At 52.5% G+C, this 15253-nt stretch carries 13 protein-coding genes and 7 tRNA genes; 18 read left to right on the top strand and 2 right to left on the bottom strand.

The genetic code is table 11. The features are described 5' to 3' along the window. Positions 1 to 15 precede the first annotated feature (15 nt). From VRC33_RS06855 to VRC33_RS06815, 9 genes are all read left to right on the top strand, one after another. A complete protein-coding gene (locus tag VRC33_RS06855; RefSeq protein WP_338564119.1) occupies positions 16 to 771 on the top strand; it encodes an HAD-IIA family hydrolase in 756 nt (251 codons plus the stop codon). A 283-nt stretch (positions 772 to 1054) separates the two neighbouring features. Then, positions 1055 to 2722, top strand: coding sequence for an asparagine synthase B (asnB, locus tag VRC33_RS06850; protein WP_338562154.1), 1668 nt, complete (start codon positions 1055 to 1057; stop codon positions 2720 to 2722). Positions 2723 to 2940: 218 nt separating this feature from the next. Further along, positions 2941 to 3017: transfer RNA gene (locus VRC33_RS06845), tRNA-Met, on the top strand. Between the two features lie 8 nt (positions 3018 to 3025). After that, positions 3026 to 3110, top strand: a tRNA-Leu gene (locus VRC33_RS06840). Between the two features lie 24 nt (positions 3111 to 3134). Then, a tRNA-Gln gene (locus tag VRC33_RS06835) sits at positions 3135 to 3209 on the top strand. A gap of 34 nt (positions 3210 to 3243) precedes the next feature. Further along, positions 3244 to 3318 (top strand) — tRNA-Gln (locus VRC33_RS06830). A 39-nt stretch (positions 3319 to 3357) separates the two neighbouring features. After that, positions 3358 to 3434 (top strand) — tRNA-Met (locus tag VRC33_RS06825). Between the two features lie 7 nt (positions 3435 to 3441). Beyond that, positions 3442 to 3516 (top strand) — tRNA-Gln (locus VRC33_RS06820). A gap of 39 nt (positions 3517 to 3555) precedes the next feature. Then, positions 3556 to 3630 (top strand) — tRNA-Gln (locus VRC33_RS06815). A 279-nt stretch (positions 3631 to 3909) separates the two neighbouring features. On the opposite strand, the gene ubiF is transcribed toward VRC33_RS06815, so the two are convergent. Next, positions 3910 to 5088 (bottom strand): 3-demethoxyubiquinol 3-hydroxylase, encoded by a 1179-nt coding sequence (gene ubiF, locus VRC33_RS06810; protein ID WP_338562151.1) that lies wholly within the window; start codon positions 5086 to 5088, stop codon positions 3910 to 3912. 199 nt (positions 5089 to 5287) lie between these two features. On the opposite strand from ubiF, the gene miaB reads away from it, so the two are divergent. The 9 genes from miaB (at position 5288) to VRC33_RS06765 (ending at position 14636) form a co-directional block, all read left to right on the top strand. After that, positions 5288 to 6712 (top strand): tRNA (N6-isopentenyl adenosine(37)-C2)-methylthiotransferase MiaB, encoded by a 1425-nt coding sequence (gene miaB / locus VRC33_RS06805; RefSeq protein ID WP_338562147.1) that lies wholly within the window; start codon positions 5288 to 5290, stop codon positions 6710 to 6712. A 211-nt stretch (positions 6713 to 6923) separates the two neighbouring features. Continuing rightward, on the top strand, positions 6924 to 7985 hold the full coding sequence (locus tag VRC33_RS06800; RefSeq protein WP_338562144.1) for a PhoH family protein: 1062 nt from the start codon (positions 6924 to 6926) through the stop codon (positions 7983 to 7985). Further along, entirely contained in the window at positions 7982 to 8455 is a 474-nt protein-coding gene (gene ybeY, locus VRC33_RS06795; RefSeq protein WP_338576945.1) for an rRNA maturation RNase YbeY, read from the top strand. Before VRC33_RS06800 ends, ybeY begins: the two co-directional genes overlap by 4 nt. Before the next feature lie 93 nt (positions 8456 to 8548). Continuing rightward, the gene (gene corC, locus VRC33_RS06790; RefSeq protein WP_338562141.1) at positions 8549 to 9427 is read left to right on the top strand and encodes a CNNM family magnesium/cobalt transport protein CorC; all 879 of its coding nucleotides are present in this window, start codon (positions 8549 to 8551) and stop codon (positions 9425 to 9427) included. 6 nt (positions 9428 to 9433) lie between these two features. Next, positions 9434 to 10966, top strand: a complete 1533-nt coding sequence (gene lnt, locus VRC33_RS06785) for an apolipoprotein N-acyltransferase (protein WP_338562139.1) — start codon at positions 9434 to 9436, stop codon at positions 10964 to 10966. A 423-nt stretch (positions 10967 to 11389) separates the two neighbouring features. Continuing rightward, positions 11390 to 12292, top strand: coding sequence for an amino acid ABC transporter substrate-binding protein (locus VRC33_RS06780; protein ID WP_338562137.1), 903 nt, complete (start codon positions 11390 to 11392; stop codon positions 12290 to 12292). 200 nt (positions 12293 to 12492) lie between these two features. Next, complete coding sequence (locus tag VRC33_RS06775) at positions 12493 to 13233, top strand: amino acid ABC transporter permease (RefSeq protein WP_338562135.1); 741 nt, start codon at positions 12493 to 12495, stop codon at positions 13231 to 13233. Continuing rightward, positions 13233 to 13910: a glutamate/aspartate ABC transporter permease GltK gene (gene gltK / locus VRC33_RS06770; RefSeq protein WP_338562133.1), complete on the top strand. Its 678-nt coding sequence runs from the start codon at positions 13233 to 13235 to the stop codon at positions 13908 to 13910. The genes VRC33_RS06775 and gltK overlap by 1 nt, the downstream gene beginning before the upstream one ends. After that, positions 13911 to 14636: an amino acid ABC transporter ATP-binding protein gene (locus VRC33_RS06765; RefSeq protein ID WP_338562131.1), complete on the top strand. Its 726-nt coding sequence runs from the start codon at positions 13911 to 13913 to the stop codon at positions 14634 to 14636. Between the two features lie 49 nt (positions 14637 to 14685). Here VRC33_RS06765 and VRC33_RS06760 read toward each other — a convergent pair whose 3' ends face one another. Continuing rightward, positions 14686 to 15168: a zinc ribbon-containing protein gene (locus tag VRC33_RS06760; protein WP_338562129.1), complete on the bottom strand. Its 483-nt coding sequence runs from the start codon at positions 15166 to 15168 to the stop codon at positions 14686 to 14688. Positions 15169 to 15253 lie beyond the last annotated feature (85 nt).

The following is a 15253-nucleotide window of genomic DNA, read 5'->3' as shown; positions in this document are numbered from 1 at the left end:
CTGACAGACAGTGAAATGAGCACCATCAAAAACGTCATTTGCGATATAGATGGCGTTCTGATGCACGACAACACCGCAGTCCCTGGCGCCAGTGAATTCCTGCAAAGGATCATGGAAAAAGGAATGCCGCTGGTGGTGCTGACCAACTACCCTTCCCAGACGTCGCTGGATCTGGCTAATCGCTTTGCTTCGGCAGGGATCGATCTACCCGACAGCGTCTTCTATACCTCAGCGATGGCCACCGCCGATTTCCTGCGTCGTCAGGAAGGTAAAAAGGCCTATGTGGTGGGCGAAGGTGCATTGATCCACGAGCTGTATAAAGCCGGTTTTACCATCACTGATATCAATCCGGATTTTGTTATCGTCGGTGAAACCCGCTCATACAACTGGGACATGATGCATAAAGCCGCCTACTTCGTGGCCAACGGTGCACGCTTTATTGCCACAAACCCCGATACTCACGCTCGTGGATTTGTACCTGGCTGCGGCGCGCTGTGTGCCGGCATAGAGAAAATTTCGGGAAGGCAACCTTTCTACGTCGGTAAGCCAAGCCCGTGGATTATCCGTGCTGCCCTGAATAAAATGCAGGCCCATTCGGAAGAAACGGTGATTGTCGGTGATAATCTGCGCACCGATATTCTCGCTGGCTTCCAGGCCGGGCTGGAAACCATTCTGGTGCTTTCCGGTGTGTCCACGCTGAGTGACGTCGACGCCATGCCATTCCGCCCCAGCTGGATTTACCCCTCGGTGGCGGACATCGACATTATCTGATTTATCAACCCGGCCTTCGCGTCGGGTTTTTCTTTGCCTTCCGGCTGCTCACTTATTAACCACCCTGACTAAAAAATTGCATATCCACTAATAAAACCTCCCTTTCACTGAACATTCGTCAAAGTTTGAGTCAGGTCAACAGGCTATTTTTCAGAGAATGGCTAAAATACTTGCCCGCACCGATGATATAGAGCATTTTCTTATACATCGGGCGATAACTGTCGCCATTCTTTTTCACGAACCACCATCATCACCGTTCAGGGATGTCGTTAGGGAGTTAGCTATGTGTTCTATTTTTGGCGTATTGGATCTCAAGAGCGATCCTGTTGAACTGCGTAAGAAAGCCCTGGAGCTTTCTCGTCTTATGCGTCACCGTGGCCCGGACTGGTCAGGTGTCTATGCCGGTGACAATGCCATCCTTGCGCATGAGCGTTTGTCTATTGTCGACGTCAACAACGGCGCACAGCCGCTGTACAACGCAGACCATACCCATGTCCTGGCGGTGAACGGTGAAATCTATAACCATCAGGCGCTGCGTGCAGAGCTGAGCGATCGTTATGAGTTCCAGACAGAATCAGACTGTGAAGTGATCCTGGCGCTGTATCAGGAAAAAGGCGTTGATTTCCTGGATGACCTGCAGGGCATGTTTGCCTTCATCCTGTATGACAGCGTAAAAAATACTTACCTGATCGGTCGTGACCACATCGGCATTATCCCGCTTTACATGGGTAACGATGAGCATGGCAACCTGTTCGTGGCTTCAGAGATGAAAGCCCTGGTGCCGGTCTGTAAATCGATCAAAGAATTCCCACCGGGAAGCTACCTCTCCAGCACCGACGGTGAAATCCGCCGTTACTGGCAGCGCGACTGGTTCAGCTACGAAGCCGTAGAGCACAACAAAACCGACAAGGTTGCTCTGAAAGACGCGCTGGAAGAGGCGGTTAAAAGTCATCTGATGTCTGACGTTCCTTATGGCGTGCTGCTGTCAGGTGGTCTGGACTCTTCAATTATCTCTGCCGTGACCAAAAAATATGCCGCCAAGCGTATTGAAGATCAGGATAAGAGCGAAGCCTGGTGGCCACAGCTGCACTCTTTCGCGGTAGGCCTGGAAGGATCTCCCGATCTGAAAGCAGCCAAATCCGTTGCTGAACATCTGGGAACCGTGCACCACGAAATTCACTTCACCGTGCAGGAAGGCCTGGATGCAATCCGCGATGTTATCTATCACATCGAAACCTATGATGTGACGACCATCCGCGCTTCCACACCGATGTACCTGATGTCCCGTAAAATTAAAGCGATGGGCATCAAAATGGTCCTGTCAGGTGAAGGGGCTGATGAAGTATTTGGCGGCTACCTCTATTTCCATAAAGCGCCTGATGCTAAAGAATTCCACGAAGAGAACGTGCGTAAGCTGCTGGCTCTGCACATGTTTGACTGTGCCCGTGCCAACAAAGCGATGTCAGCCTGGGGTGTGGAAGCTCGCGTTCCTTTCCTGGACAAGAAATTTCTTGATGTGGCGATGCGCATTAACCCGGCGGACAAAATGTGTGGTCCAAACGGCAAAATGGAAAAACATATTCTGCGTGAATGTTTCTCCTCTTACCTGCCGGAAAGTGTGGCATGGCGCCAGAAAGAGCAGTTCTCTGACGGTGTCGGCTACAGCTGGATTGATACGCTGAAAGAAGTGGCCGCTCAACAAGTCACGGACCAGCAGCTGCAAACCGCGCATTTCCGTTTCCCGTACAACACGCCAACCTCTAAAGAAGGCTATTTGTACCGTGAAATCTTCGAAGAGCAGTTCCCGGTAGCCAGCGCGGCCGAATGCGTGCCTGGTGGCCCTTCAGTGGCCTGTTCTTCTGCGAAAGCCATTGAATGGGACGAAGCCTTTAAAACCATGGACGATCCCTCAGGTCGTGCCGTAGGCGTTCACCAGTCTGCTTATAAATAACAGTCGGACAGAGATGACTGAACGGGCCGCTACCGGCCCGTTATTTTTATGAAATTTGTGGGTTACCCTCAGAATTTGTTGATTTATTCGTCATGCTGGTTATAAGCCAGCCAAACAACACGTTTAAGGGTAAAAACGTCAAAAAACTTGTTGACGCTTCATGGTCAACTCCGCATAATGCGCCCCGCAACGCCGATGAAGGTAACGCGCAAAAAGATGGCTACGTAGCTCAGCTGGTTAGAGCACAGCACTCATAATGCTGGGGTCACAGGTTCGATTCCCGTCGTAGCCACCATCTTTTTTGCGGGAGTGGCGAAATTGGTAGACGCACCAGATTTAGGTTCTGGCGCCGCAAGGTGTGCGAGTTCAAGTCTCGCCTCCCGCACCATTTCCGTAAACGGCTTTGCACGGATGGGGTATCGCCAAGCGGTAAGGCACCGGTTTTTGATACCGGCATTCCCTGGTTCGAATCCAGGTACCCCAGCCAGTTTTTGAATGGTTTTGTGCTTTGAAACGGACATTGGGATATCGCCAAGCGGTAAGGCACCGGTTTTTGATACCGGCATTCCCTGGTTCGAATCCAGGTATCCCAGCCAGTTCAGAAAAATGTACTACAGTTAGACGCAGTAAAATTAGGCTACTTAGCTCAGCTGGTTAGAGCACAGCACTCATAATGCTGGGGTCACAGGTTCGATTCCCGTAGTAGCCACCAATTTTATTGGGGTGTCGCCAAGCGGTAAGGCACTGGTTTCTGATACCAGCATTCCGGGGTTCGAATCCCTGCACCCCAGCCATAAAAAAGACGATTTGCAGTGCAGATCGCAACACCTAATTGGGGTGTCGCCAAGCGGTAAGGCACTGGTTTCTGATACCAGCATTCCGGGGTTCGAATCCCTGCACCCCAGCCAAAAGTAACGAAGCCCGCTAACGCGGGCTTTTTTACGTCTGACTATTCCAGAGGCAAGCTCAGAGAGAAACGTCAGGTCACCGTTAAAACTCCCTGATGGCTCAGCACTGGCCTCCCTGCCCACGATGCTTTGCTCATCGCCTCGCGCTCTTCCCTGTCAATTTTTAATGCGGTCTTTAGTAAGGGCAGAAGCTGATAACGAAACTGGCCTGTGCAGGGACGAAAAAATGATCCACTCTTCTGCCTGACAGCATTATCCTGTTCTGTCCAAAGCCCCCTTCTATAAACCCAGCGCGTATTTCAATGCCTGCCGCTTCAGCACGCCGGAACGTTCAGCAACCATCAGGCCGAGATTACGAACAATACGCAGCGGCGCTATTGGAGTACTGAAAGCAAAATAGAACAGATCCATACCGCTTTGCATCAGCATATTGTCTTTGTGACGTTTTCGCTGATAGCGTTGCAATACGCCCTGCGAAGCCCAGTCTTCAGCACGATCCCTTGATGCCACCAGGGTATCAATCAGCGCATCAACATCGCGATAGCCGAGATTCACGCCCTGCCCGGCAAGAGGATTGATGGTATGCGCAGCATCGCCCACCAGCGCCAGGCCCGGTAAGACATACTGCGTAGCGTGACGACGTACTAACGGGAAAGAGCCGGCAACCACCGGTGTGACATGCCCTAAACGAGCCGGGAAATGAGTCTTAATCTCCTGGCTGAGTTGCGCCATCGGCATCGCCTGGAGCTGGCGAATACGAGCGGGACTGTCATACCAGACCAGCGAGGCCCAACGATCGGATAGCGGCAGGAAAGCTCTTGGCCCGTCAGGAGTGAACTGCTGCCAGGTGCAATCGCCCGCTTCCTGCTCACAGCGGACGCTAATCAGCATGCAGGCCTGGGCATAGTTCCAGCCTTTGATGCCCAAACCCGCCAGTTGCCGGACTTTCGAATTTGCGCCATCGGCACCTATGACCAGCCTGGTAGAAATTTTTTCTCCATTCTCCAGCGTTAACTGCCAGCCGCCATTGCAGGGTGCCATCGCTTTCAGTCTGGCCGGGCAAATTAACGCCACGTTCTGTTCCTGAAGACGTTGCCACAATGCCAGCTGCAATACGCTGTTCTCCACCATATAACCCAGTTCTGGCAGGCCCAGCGATTCGGCATCGAAACTTACCTGCGCGGTATGCCACTCCCAGGTTTCCAGCTTGCGGTAAGGAGCCGCGCGCATCGCCTGCACCCGCGGCCAGACATCAAGCTGTTTCAGCAGGGCTACAGAGGCTGCTCCCAGCGCGGAGATCCGCACATCAGGATTGCTGGCAGGATCAAACTCAGCCGGTTCCTGCTGTTCCAGCACGGCCACCCTGAACCCCTGAGCCGTCAGTCCACTGGCCAGAGCTGCCCCCACCATTCCACCGCCCACAACGGCGACATCCCATTTTTGCATTATCTCAGTCATTATTTTTTTCCTGTCCTTAAGGACATCCTTGCGCCCCACACCTACCCTTCGCAGGGCCAATTCTGTTACCCTTAGTGTACCGGATTTTTGTGGGCCGACAGGAGGTTGCCAACAGAAAAGCCCTTGCGCTGTTCAAAACCTCAGCAAAGCCTGATTTTACGAGCCCGGCAAACCCTCCAGTATGATAAATGGCAAGCAGATGACAAAAAAACTTCTTATTAAAACCTGGGGTTGCCAGATGAATGAGTATGACTCATCCAAAATGGCAGACCTGTTAAACAGCACGCACGGCTATACCCTGACAGAGGTTGCCGAAGAAGCCGATGTACTGCTGCTCAACACCTGTTCTATTCGTGAAAAGGCTCAGGAAAAAGTTTTCCATCAGCTTGGTCGCTGGAAACTGCTCAAAGAGAAAAATCCCGACCTGGTCATCGGTGTGGGCGGCTGCGTTGCATCGCAGGAAGGCGAACATATTCGTCAGCGCGCCCCCTGTGTGGATATTGTATTTGGCCCACAGACTCTTCACCGCCTGCCAGAGATGATCAATACCGTTCGCGGCACCAAAAGCCCGGTGGTTGACATCAGCTTCCCGGAAATAGAGAAGTTCGATCGCCTGCCGGAACCGCGTGCTGATGGCCCTTCTGCTTTCGTATCCATCATGGAAGGCTGCAATAAGTATTGTACGTTCTGCGTGGTGCCCTATACGCGCGGAGAAGAGGTCAGCCGTCCAGGTGACGATATCCTGTTTGAAATTGCCCAACTGGCGTCACAGGGCGTACGTGAGGTCAATCTGCTCGGCCAGAACGTCAATGCCTGGCGCGGGCCAACCTTTGATGGCGGGATATGCTCTTTTGCCGATCTGCTTCGTCTTGTAGCGGCTATCGACGGTATCGACCGCATTCGCTTTACCACCAGCCACCCTATCGAGTTCACCGATGACATTATCGAAGTCTATCGTGATACGCCTGAGCTGGTGAGTTTCCTGCATCTGCCGGTACAAAGCGGTGCAGACCGTATTCTGACGCTGATGAAACGCGCCCACACCGCGCTTGAGTACAAAGCGATCGTTCGCAAACTGCTGGCGGCGCGCCCTGATATCCAGATGAGTTCCGACTTTATTATCGGCTTCCCTGGTGAAACGCAGCAGGACTTTGAACAGACCATGAAGCTGATCGGCGAAGTGAACTTCGATACCAGCTTCAGCTTCATCTATTCTGCCCGTCCGGGCACGCCGGCAGCGGATTTGCCGGATGATGTCAGTGAAGAAGAGAAAAAACAGCGGCTGTGGATCCTGCAGGAGCGTATCAATCAGCAGGTGATGCGCTGGAGCCGGAGCAAGCTGGGGACCGTACAGCGCATCCTGGTGGAGAGGGTTTCCCGCAGGAATGTGATGGAGCTTGCCGGACGCACAGAGTGTAACCGGGTGGTTAACTTTGAAGGCACGCCAGAGCTGATTGGTAAATTCGTAGATGTGGAAATTATCGAAGTTCACCCAAACTCAATGCGTGGTGTGGTAGTGCTGAAAGAAGAGCAAATGAACCTGCGCATTGCTGAAGCCCCTTCATCTGTTATCGCCCGTACGCGCAAAGAAGACGAGCTGGGCGTGGGGTCCTTCCAGCCTTGAATCCCCGAATAAATGCGGCGGACTTCGCAGGTTCGCCGCAGCAATTCACCGGTTTACCCTTGCTTTATCAAGGCGACGCCCAAATATCCTCTTCAGTGCTTGCGCCTTTTGGCTGTGCCATAAATACTTCACTTATGGCCCGCCTGCGAAAGGCGTTGATAGCCCATGACCTGCCATCCTCAACTGGCCCTGAGCGACCCAAAGGATTAGTTTGAATATTGAAACACGTGAAATTACGTTAGAGCCGACCGACAACCCTCGTCTGCTGAGCCTGTGCGGTCCTTTTGATGACAACATCAAACAGCTGGAGCGTCGTCTGGGGATTGAGATCAATCGCCGCGACAACGCCTTCAAGCTGGTGGGCAAGGCGTTGATCGTTGATGCCGCCGCCCGAATCCTCCGCGATCTCTATGTGGACACCGCGCCGGTGCGTGGGCATATTCCGGATATCGATCCGGAACAGATCCACCTGGCTATCAAAGAGAGCCGCGTACTGGAACAAAGCGCTGACAGCGTGCCGGAGTTTGGTAAAGCGGTGAACATCAAAACCAAACGGGGCGTCATCAAACCGCGTACGCCTAATCAGGCGCAGTACGTAGCCAATATTCTCGACCATGACATCACATTCGGTGTGGGTCCTGCGGGGACAGGTAAAACCTATCTGGCCGTAGCCGCTGCCGTGGATGCGCTTGAGCGTCAGGAAGTCCGTCGAATCATGCTGACCCGTCCGGCAGTGGAAGCCGGTGAAAAACTGGGCTTCCTGCCGGGCGATCTCAGCCAGAAAGTCGATCCCTATCTGCGCCCTCTGTACGACGCCCTGTTCGAAATGCTGGGCTTCGAGCGCGTGGAGAAGCTGATTGAGCGTAACGTGATTGAAGTTGCCCCGCTGGCTTATATGCGTGGCCGTACGCTGAACGACGCCTTTATTATTCTTGATGAAAGCCAGAACACCACCATCGAACAGATGAAGATGTTCCTGACCCGTATTGGCTTTAACTCCAAAGCGGTGATCACAGGCGACGTGACGCAGATTGATCTGCCCCGTAACCTTAAATCCGGCCTGCGCCATGCTATTGAAGTGCTGTCTGAGGTCGAAGAGATTAGCTTCAACTTCTTCCACAGTGAAGATGTGGTACGTCATCCGGTGGTGGCCAGGGTGGTTATCGCTTATGAAGCCTGGGAAGCCGCCGATCAGAAACGGCGTGATGCACAGGCTGAAGAACGCAAACGTGAAGCACTGGCGCTACAACTGGCCGCGCAGGAGCAGAAATGAGCACCGTAATTCTCGATTTGCAACTCGCCTGCGAGAAAACTGAAGGTTTACCGGCAGAATCTGATTTTCGCTGCTGGCTGGAGGCCGTACTCCCGAAGTTTCAGGAAGAGAGCGAAGTGACCGTAAGGGTGGTGGATGAAGCTGAAAGCCATGAGCTGAATCACACCTATCGTGGGAAAGATAAACCCACTAACGTGCTTTCGTTCCCGTTCGAAGCCCCCCCGGGTATTGAGCTGCCGCTGCTTGGCGACCTGATTATATGTCGTCAGGTTGTGGAGCAGGAAGCTGCTGAGCAGGAAAAGCCCCTGCTTGCCCATTGGGCCCATATGGTGGTGCACGGAAGCCTGCATTTGCTGGGCTATGATCATATCGAAGATGACGAAGCCGAAGAGATGGAATCGATAGAGACTGAGATAATGCTTGCTCTTGGTTATGACGATCCGTACATTTCGGAGAAAGAGTTACCTTAAGCAGGCCTTGAGGCCTGACATTGTCCCTGAGCTGTGCAGCCTGCAGGCAGGGACACCCCTTCACACGACAAGAGTGACAGAAACAAAAACGCCATGAGCGATGACCATTCACAGAATAATGACAGTCCCAGTACCAAAAAGGGATTTTTCACCCTTATCCTCAACCAGCTGTTTCACGGTGAGCCTAAAAACCGCAATGACCTGCTGGAGCTGATCCGCGATTCTGAACAGAACGATCTGATCGATCCGGATACCCGCGACATGCTTGAAGGCGTGATGGATATTGCCGAGCAGCGCGTGCGTGACATCATGATCCCCCGCTCGCAGATGATCACCCTGAAGCGCAACCAGTCTCTGGAAGAGTGCCTCGGCGTGATTATCGAGTCTGCACACTCCCGTTTCCCGGTGATCAGCGAAGACAAAGACCATGTTGAAGGCATTCTGATGGCCAAAGATCTGTTGCCGTTTATGAGCAGTGGATCTTCCCCGTTCAGCATGGAAAAAGTGCTGCGCCAGGCCGTGGTGGTGCCGGAAAGCAAACGCGTGGATCGGATGCTGAAAGAGTTCCGTTCCCAGCGCTATCATATGGCGATTGTTATCGATGAATTCGGTGGCGTCTCCGGACTGGTCACGATTGAAGATATCCTTGAGCTCATCGTGGGTGAAATTGAGGATGAGTATGACGATGAAGAAGATCGTGATATCCGCCAGTTGAGCCGTCACACCTATACCATCCGTGCGCTGACACCTATTGAAGACTTTAACGAAGTCTTTGAAACCAACTTCAGTGATGAAGAGGTCGATACTATCGGCGGACTGGTTATGCAGGCATTTGGTCATCTGCCGGCACGTGGTGAAAGCATTGAGATTGAGGGCTATCAGTTCAAGGTCGCTATGGCCGACAGCCGTCGTATCATCCAGGTTCACGTCAAAATTCCGGAAAACTCGCCGCAACCGATACTGGAAGAATAATTCTTTATGGCTATTGCCTCACTGTACCAGCGTCAGCGGGTTCGCCTGCTTTTAGCGCTGATGACGGGTGCCTTTGGCACCCTTTCGTTTTCCCCCTACGATTTCTGGCCTGCCGCGCTGGTTTCTCTTGCCGGTCTGCTGACCCTGACGCTCAATCGCTCCACTCGCCAGGCTACGGCGACAGGTTTTGTGTGGGGCATGGGGCTTTTCGGCAGCGGCATCAACTGGGTCTATGTCAGCATTGCCACTTTTGGCGGGATGCCCGGCCCGGTTAACGTGTTGCTGGTTGTCCTGCTGGCCGCCTGGCTCTCACTCTTTACGATGCTGTTTGCAGCCCTGCTTAACCGGTTGTTTCCCAAAACATCCCTGTTGCGTCTTGTGGTTGCCGCTCCCGTCTTGTGGCAAATCACCGAATTTTTACGCGGCTGGATCCTGACAGGCTTCCCGTGGCTTCAGTTTGGCTACAGTCAGATTGACGGACCGCTGAAAGGTCTGGGGCCGCTGTTTGGGGTCGAAGGCATTACCTTCATGCTGATGGTCGTTTCCGGCCTGGCCGTGTTTGCTGTGGTGAAACGTCACTGGATTGCAGGCGTGATTGCACTGGCTTTGCTGCTGCTTCCCTGGCCGCTACGACAGATCAGCTGGTATCAGGCTCTGCCCGAACGTGAAGTGAACATTGCGATGGTGCAGGGCAATATTCCACAGTCGTTGAAGTGGGATCCTGAACAGCTGATCAACACGCTGAAAACTTACACTTCGCTCAGTCGTCCATTTGTGGGCAAAGCGCCGATTATCATCTGGCCTGAGTCAGCGATCCCGGATCTGGAATCTAACCAGCAGCCCTTCCTGAAATCTGTCGATCAGGAGCTGCGTGCTAACGGCAGCAGCCTGATTACCGGCATTGTTGATTCGCGGCTTGAGCATAATCGTTATCACGATTACAACTCAATCATAGTGTTGGGGGGTGATAAGCCTTACGACTACAGCAGCAGCAACCGTTACCAGAAAAACCATCTGGTGCCCTTTGGTGAATTTGTTCCGCTTGAGGCCCTGCTCAGACCTTTGGCACCGTTCTTTGATTTACCTATGTCCTCTTTCAGCCGTGGCTCCTATATCCAGCCCCAGCTAAAGGTGGCGGGATATAATCTGACGGCGGCAATATGCTATGAGATTGTGCTGGGGCAACAGGTACGGGATAACTTCCGCCCTGATACCGATTTCCTGCTGACCATCTCCAATGATGCCTGGTTTGGTCACTCTATTGGTCCCTGGCAGCATTTCCAGATGGCGCGGATGCGCGCTCTGGAACTGGGCAGGCCTTTACTGCGTGATACCAACAATGGCGTTACGGCGGTAATCAATGCTAATGGTGATGCTGAAGAGATGATCCCGCAGTTCAAGGCCGGCGTGCTTGCCACTCAGTTGACGCCCACGCAGGGACTGACGCCTTATGCCCGGTTTGGCAACTGGCCGGTATGGATAATTACCCTGCTGTTTGGCATTGCCGCCACGGTTCAGGGCTTAAGAAAACGCCGCTAGCTGAATCCTGCTGTCAGATCGAAACGCTGAATCCTTACCGGTTCAGCGTTTTTTTTGGAACTCACTTCTCCCCCTCTCCACTAAGCACATCATGCTGACAAATGTTTCTTCAAAAACATTTTGGCACGATGGTTGCAAAACCCTAGGGTGAAACCGCTGAACGGTTTGTCTGACACCAGCCATAAACCGCGCATGCACTGTTAAAGGTCAATAAATGCCCCAGGGTGGAGCAGGCGACAAATGAATGCCTTTATTTGGTGCGGCACGCTTCGCAAAAAAGAAACTTTCTTGTTTCATCGCGTTAACATTCGGCTATGTTAGGGCTATTCAGAGTGCGGTCACGCCCTGGGATAAAAAAGAAAAGCTCGGAATTAAACACAAACCGGCGCAACGTTTTGACGCCACACAACGAAGGAGTTGGAGATGAAATTACGGAAACTGGGGCTGTGCCTTGCACTGGCTGGCCTTTCATCCGGTATCGCCCATGCAGAAGATGCAGCGCAATCCGCTACCCTGGACAAAATTGCTAAAAGTGGCGTAGTTGTTGTAGGCCACCGTGAATCTTCTGTTCCTTTCTCTTACTACGATAATCAGCAAAAAGTTGTCGGCTACTCTCAGGCCTATTCCGATGCCATAGTGGCAGCGATCAAAGCCAAACTGAACAAACCCGATCTGCAGGTAAAAATGCTGCCGATCACTTCGCAAAACCGTATCCCGCTGCTGCAAAACGGCACCTATGACTTTGAGTGTGGCTCAACCACTAACAACGCTGAGCGTCAGAAACAGGCTGCTTTCTCCGACACCATTTTTGTTATCGGTACCCGTTTGCTGGTGAAGAAAGGCGGTCCAATCAAGGATTTCGCGGATCTGAAAGGCAAAACCGTTGTCGTCACCTCCGGCACCACTTCTGAAATTCTGCTGAACAAGCTGAATGACGATAAGAAAATGGAGATGCGCATCATCAGCGCCAAAGATCACGGCGACTCCTTCCGTACGCTGGAAAGCGGGCGTGCTGTAGCCTTTATGATGGATGATGCTCTGCTGGCGGGTGAACGTGCGAAAGCCAAGAAACCAGACAACTGGGAAATTCTCGGCACGCCACAGTCGAAAGAAGCCTACGGTTGTATGCTGCGCAAAGATGATGCCGGCTTTAAAAAGCTGATGGACGATACCATCGCTAAAGCTCAGACCTCTGGTGAAGCTTCAAAGTGGTTTGATAAGTGGTTCAGCAACCCTATTCCGCCTAAAAACCTCAACATGAACTTCGCCCTGTCTGATGATATGAAAGCGACGTTCAAAACGCCAAATGACAAGGCACTGAACTAATAATGAAAATAAGGGCGGCTCATGGCTGCCCTATGATTGTTGAACCCAGGCTCGGACAGACAACAGCCAGGCTTTACCGGCGAATTACCCAACCGGAAGGCGGGCGAAGGTGCGAAGTGGTCGTTCCCCATAACGTACAACAGAGCCTCTCATCAATCTTCAGGGTAGCTTCGCTACCCTTTTTTCTCCCGGAGTTATTTATGTCAATCGATTGGAACTGGGGTATTTTCCTGCAACAGGCCCCCTTCGGTAATACCACCTATCTGGGGTGGCTGTGGTCAGGCTTTCAGGTCACCATTGCCGTCTCAGTTTGTGCGTGGATTATCGCCCTTTGCGTCGGTTCGCTGTTTGGAATATTGCGCACCGTTCCCAACCGTCTGCTTTCTGGCCTCGGCACCTGCTATGTAGAGCTGTTCCGTAATGTGCCGCTAATTGTGCAGTTCTTTATCTGGTATCTGGTGGTGCCGGAACTGCTGCCGGAAAATATTGGTATGTGGTTCAAATCTGAACTGGATCCCAATATTCAGTTCTTCACCTGCTCTGTTCTTTGTCTGGGCTTGTTTACCGCCGCGCGCGTCTGTGAACAGGTTCGTGCCGCTATTCAGTCGCTGCCTACGGGTCAGAAGAATGCCGGTCTGGCCATGGGCCTGACGCTGCCGCAAACCTATCGTTATGTGCTGTTACCCAATGCCTATCGTGTGATTGTGCCGCCGATGACCTCAGAGATGCTTAACCTGGTCAAAAACTCAGCCATCGCCTCGACCATTGGTCTGGTTGATATGGCCGCACAGGCGGGTAAGCTGCTGGACTACTCAGCTCACGCCTATGAATCCTTTACTGCTATCACCCTGGCCTATATCGGCATCAACATGGTGATAATGCTGCTGATGAGCCTGGTGGAGCGTAAAGTTCGCCTGCCCGGCGGCATGGGAGGCAAATAATGTACGAGTTTGACTGGAGCACCATTGTTCCAAACCTTCCTTATCTGCTGAACGGGCTGGTGATTACGCTCAAGATCACCGTCACTGCGGTAGTGTTTGGTATTGTCTGGGGGACCCTGCTGGCGGTAATGCGCCTGTCCAGCTTTAAGCCTGTCAGCTGGTTTGCCCGGCTTTACGTCAACCTGTTCCGCTCCGTGCCTCTGGTCATGGTGCTGTTGTGGTTCTATCTGGTAGTGCCAAGTTTCCTGCAGCAGGTGCTTGGCCTCTCGCCGAAAACCGATATCCGCCTGATTTCAGCCATGGTGGCCTTCTCACTGTTTGAAGCAGCCTATTATTCCGAAATTATCCGCGCCGGTATTCTGAGTATTGCCCGGGGTCAGGGCAGCGCTGCGCTGGCTTTAGGTATGACACAGTGGCAGTCGATGAAATTGATCATCCTGCCGCAGGCCTTCCGCGCCATGGTGCCGTTGCTGCTTACTCAGGGCATTGTGCTTTTCCAGGACACCTCTCTGGTTTACGTACTCAGCCTTGCTGACTTCTTCCGTACCGCCGACACCATTGGCATCAATAACGGTACCGAAATCGAAATGGTCCTGTTTGCCGGTGCGGTTTACTTTGTTATCAGCCTTAGCGCTTCGCTGTTGGTCAGCTATTTAAAGAAAAAAAGGACGGTTTAAATGATTACCCTGAAAAACGTTTCTAAGTGGTATGGTCACTTTCAGGTACTGACCGACTGCACAACTGAAGTGAAAAAAGGCGAAGTAGTGGTAGTCTGCGGCCCGTCCGGTTCCGGAAAATCCACGCTGATCAAAACGGTTAACGGATTAGAGCCTGTTCAGGAAGGCAGGATTGAAGTAAACGGGACCGCTGTGAACGACAAGCGCACTAATCTGGCGCAACTGCGTTCCAAAGTCGGCATGGTGTTCCAGCATTTTGAGCTGTTCCCCCACCTGACAATCGTTGAAAACCTGACGCTGGCCCAGGTCAAAGTTCTGAAGCGCGATAAAGAAGAAGCGCGTAAAAAGGGCCTGAAGCTTTTGGAGCGTGTGGGCCTTTCTGCACACGCTAACAAGCATCCGGGCCAGCTTTCCGGCGGTCAGCAACAGCGTGTCGCTATCGCCCGTGCGCTTTGCATGGACCCGATTGCCATGCTGTTTGATGAGCCCACCTCCGCACTCGATCCGGAAATGATCAATGAAGTGCTGGATGTGATGGTTGAGCTGGCAAACGAGGGGATGACCATGATGGTGGTGACCCACGAAATGGGCTTTGCCCGTAAAGTGGCGAACCGGGTGATCTTTATGGATGAAGGAAAGATTGTCGAAGATTCACCGAAAGATGACTTCTTTACCAATCCGCAATCCGATCGCGCGAAAGACTTCCTGGCTAAAATCCTGCATTAATCTCAAGGGCGGAGCAATCCGCCCTTAGCTATTCCCTCTGCCCACTAAATTAAGGCTCGAATGGTTGCCGCTGGAACTGATCGTTGCCGCATTCCGGACAGCGTGTCAGCGTTTCGGGCGTGTAAATAGCGCGGGTAAACTGACATTGTTCACAGACCAGATTACCAAGCCCTACGACTTCACCGCTTTGGTACACGCCGTGGTGATTCAGGTCCTGAAAAACTTCACGCCACTCAAGCTGACTCTTATCGGTTATGTCCGCCAGCTCCTTCCACACGCTTTCACGGATAACGCGCATAAATACGCTGTCGCCGGAATCATCCTGAGTCTCCGTGTAGCTCCGGGCGAACTCCTCCAGATCTCTGCGCACAGCACGGGTGACATCATCAATCTGGCTGCGGGTTAACTCCCCGCGGTTGTTCATGCGCTGTCTGGCACTTTCTACCAGCGCATCAATATCATGCTCTCCCCGATTGATTCTTTCCGTCAGAGAAGAGACCAGTTCACGATAATACTGAGCAACCTTGTTCATTTTTTCTCCTTAACGCACCAATACGTTACCTTTTAATTCTAGCGCCAATCATTTTTTTGCGGATGGCCGCCTGCAAAAATTGCCT

The organism is Erwinia sp. E_sp_B01_1 (assembly GCF_036865545.1).
Taxonomy (GTDB): Bacteria; Pseudomonadota; Gammaproteobacteria; order Enterobacterales; family Enterobacteriaceae; genus Erwinia.
This window is presented reverse-complemented; position numbering and strand designations above follow the sequence as displayed.

Excerpts from the sequence above, each read along its gene's own strand:
- VRC33_RS06855 (WP_338564119.1), top strand. The coding sequence starts at position 16 with ATGAGCACCATCAAAAACGTCATTTGCGATATAGATGGCGTTCTGATG.
- asnB (WP_338562154.1), top strand. The coding sequence starts at position 1,055 with ATGTGTTCTATTTTTGGCGTATTGGATCTCAAGAGCGATCCTGTTGAA.
- ubiF (WP_338562151.1), bottom strand. The coding sequence starts at position 5,088 with ATGACTGAGATAATGCAAAAATGGGATGTCGCCGTTGTGGGCGGTGGA.
- miaB (WP_338562147.1), top strand. The coding sequence starts at position 5,288 with ATGACAAAAAAACTTCTTATTAAAACCTGGGGTTGCCAGATGAATGAG.
- ybeY (WP_338576945.1), top strand. The coding sequence starts at position 7,982 with ATGAGCACCGTAATTCTCGATTTGCAACTCGCCTGCGAGAAAACTGAA.
- corC (WP_338562141.1), top strand. The coding sequence starts at position 8,549 with ATGAGCGATGACCATTCACAGAATAATGACAGTCCCAGTACCAAAAAG.
- lnt (WP_338562139.1), top strand. The coding sequence starts at position 9,434 with ATGGCTATTGCCTCACTGTACCAGCGTCAGCGGGTTCGCCTGCTTTTA.
- VRC33_RS06780 (WP_338562137.1), top strand. The coding sequence starts at position 11,390 with ATGAAATTACGGAAACTGGGGCTGTGCCTTGCACTGGCTGGCCTTTCA.
- VRC33_RS06775 (WP_338562135.1), top strand. The coding sequence starts at position 12,493 with ATGTCAATCGATTGGAACTGGGGTATTTTCCTGCAACAGGCCCCCTTC.
- gltK (WP_338562133.1), top strand. The coding sequence starts at position 13,233 with ATGTACGAGTTTGACTGGAGCACCATTGTTCCAAACCTTCCTTATCTG.
- VRC33_RS06765 (WP_338562131.1), top strand. The coding sequence starts at position 13,911 with ATGATTACCCTGAAAAACGTTTCTAAGTGGTATGGTCACTTTCAGGTA.
- VRC33_RS06760 (WP_338562129.1), bottom strand. The coding sequence starts at position 15,168 with ATGAACAAGGTTGCTCAGTATTATCGTGAACTGGTCTCTTCTCTGACG.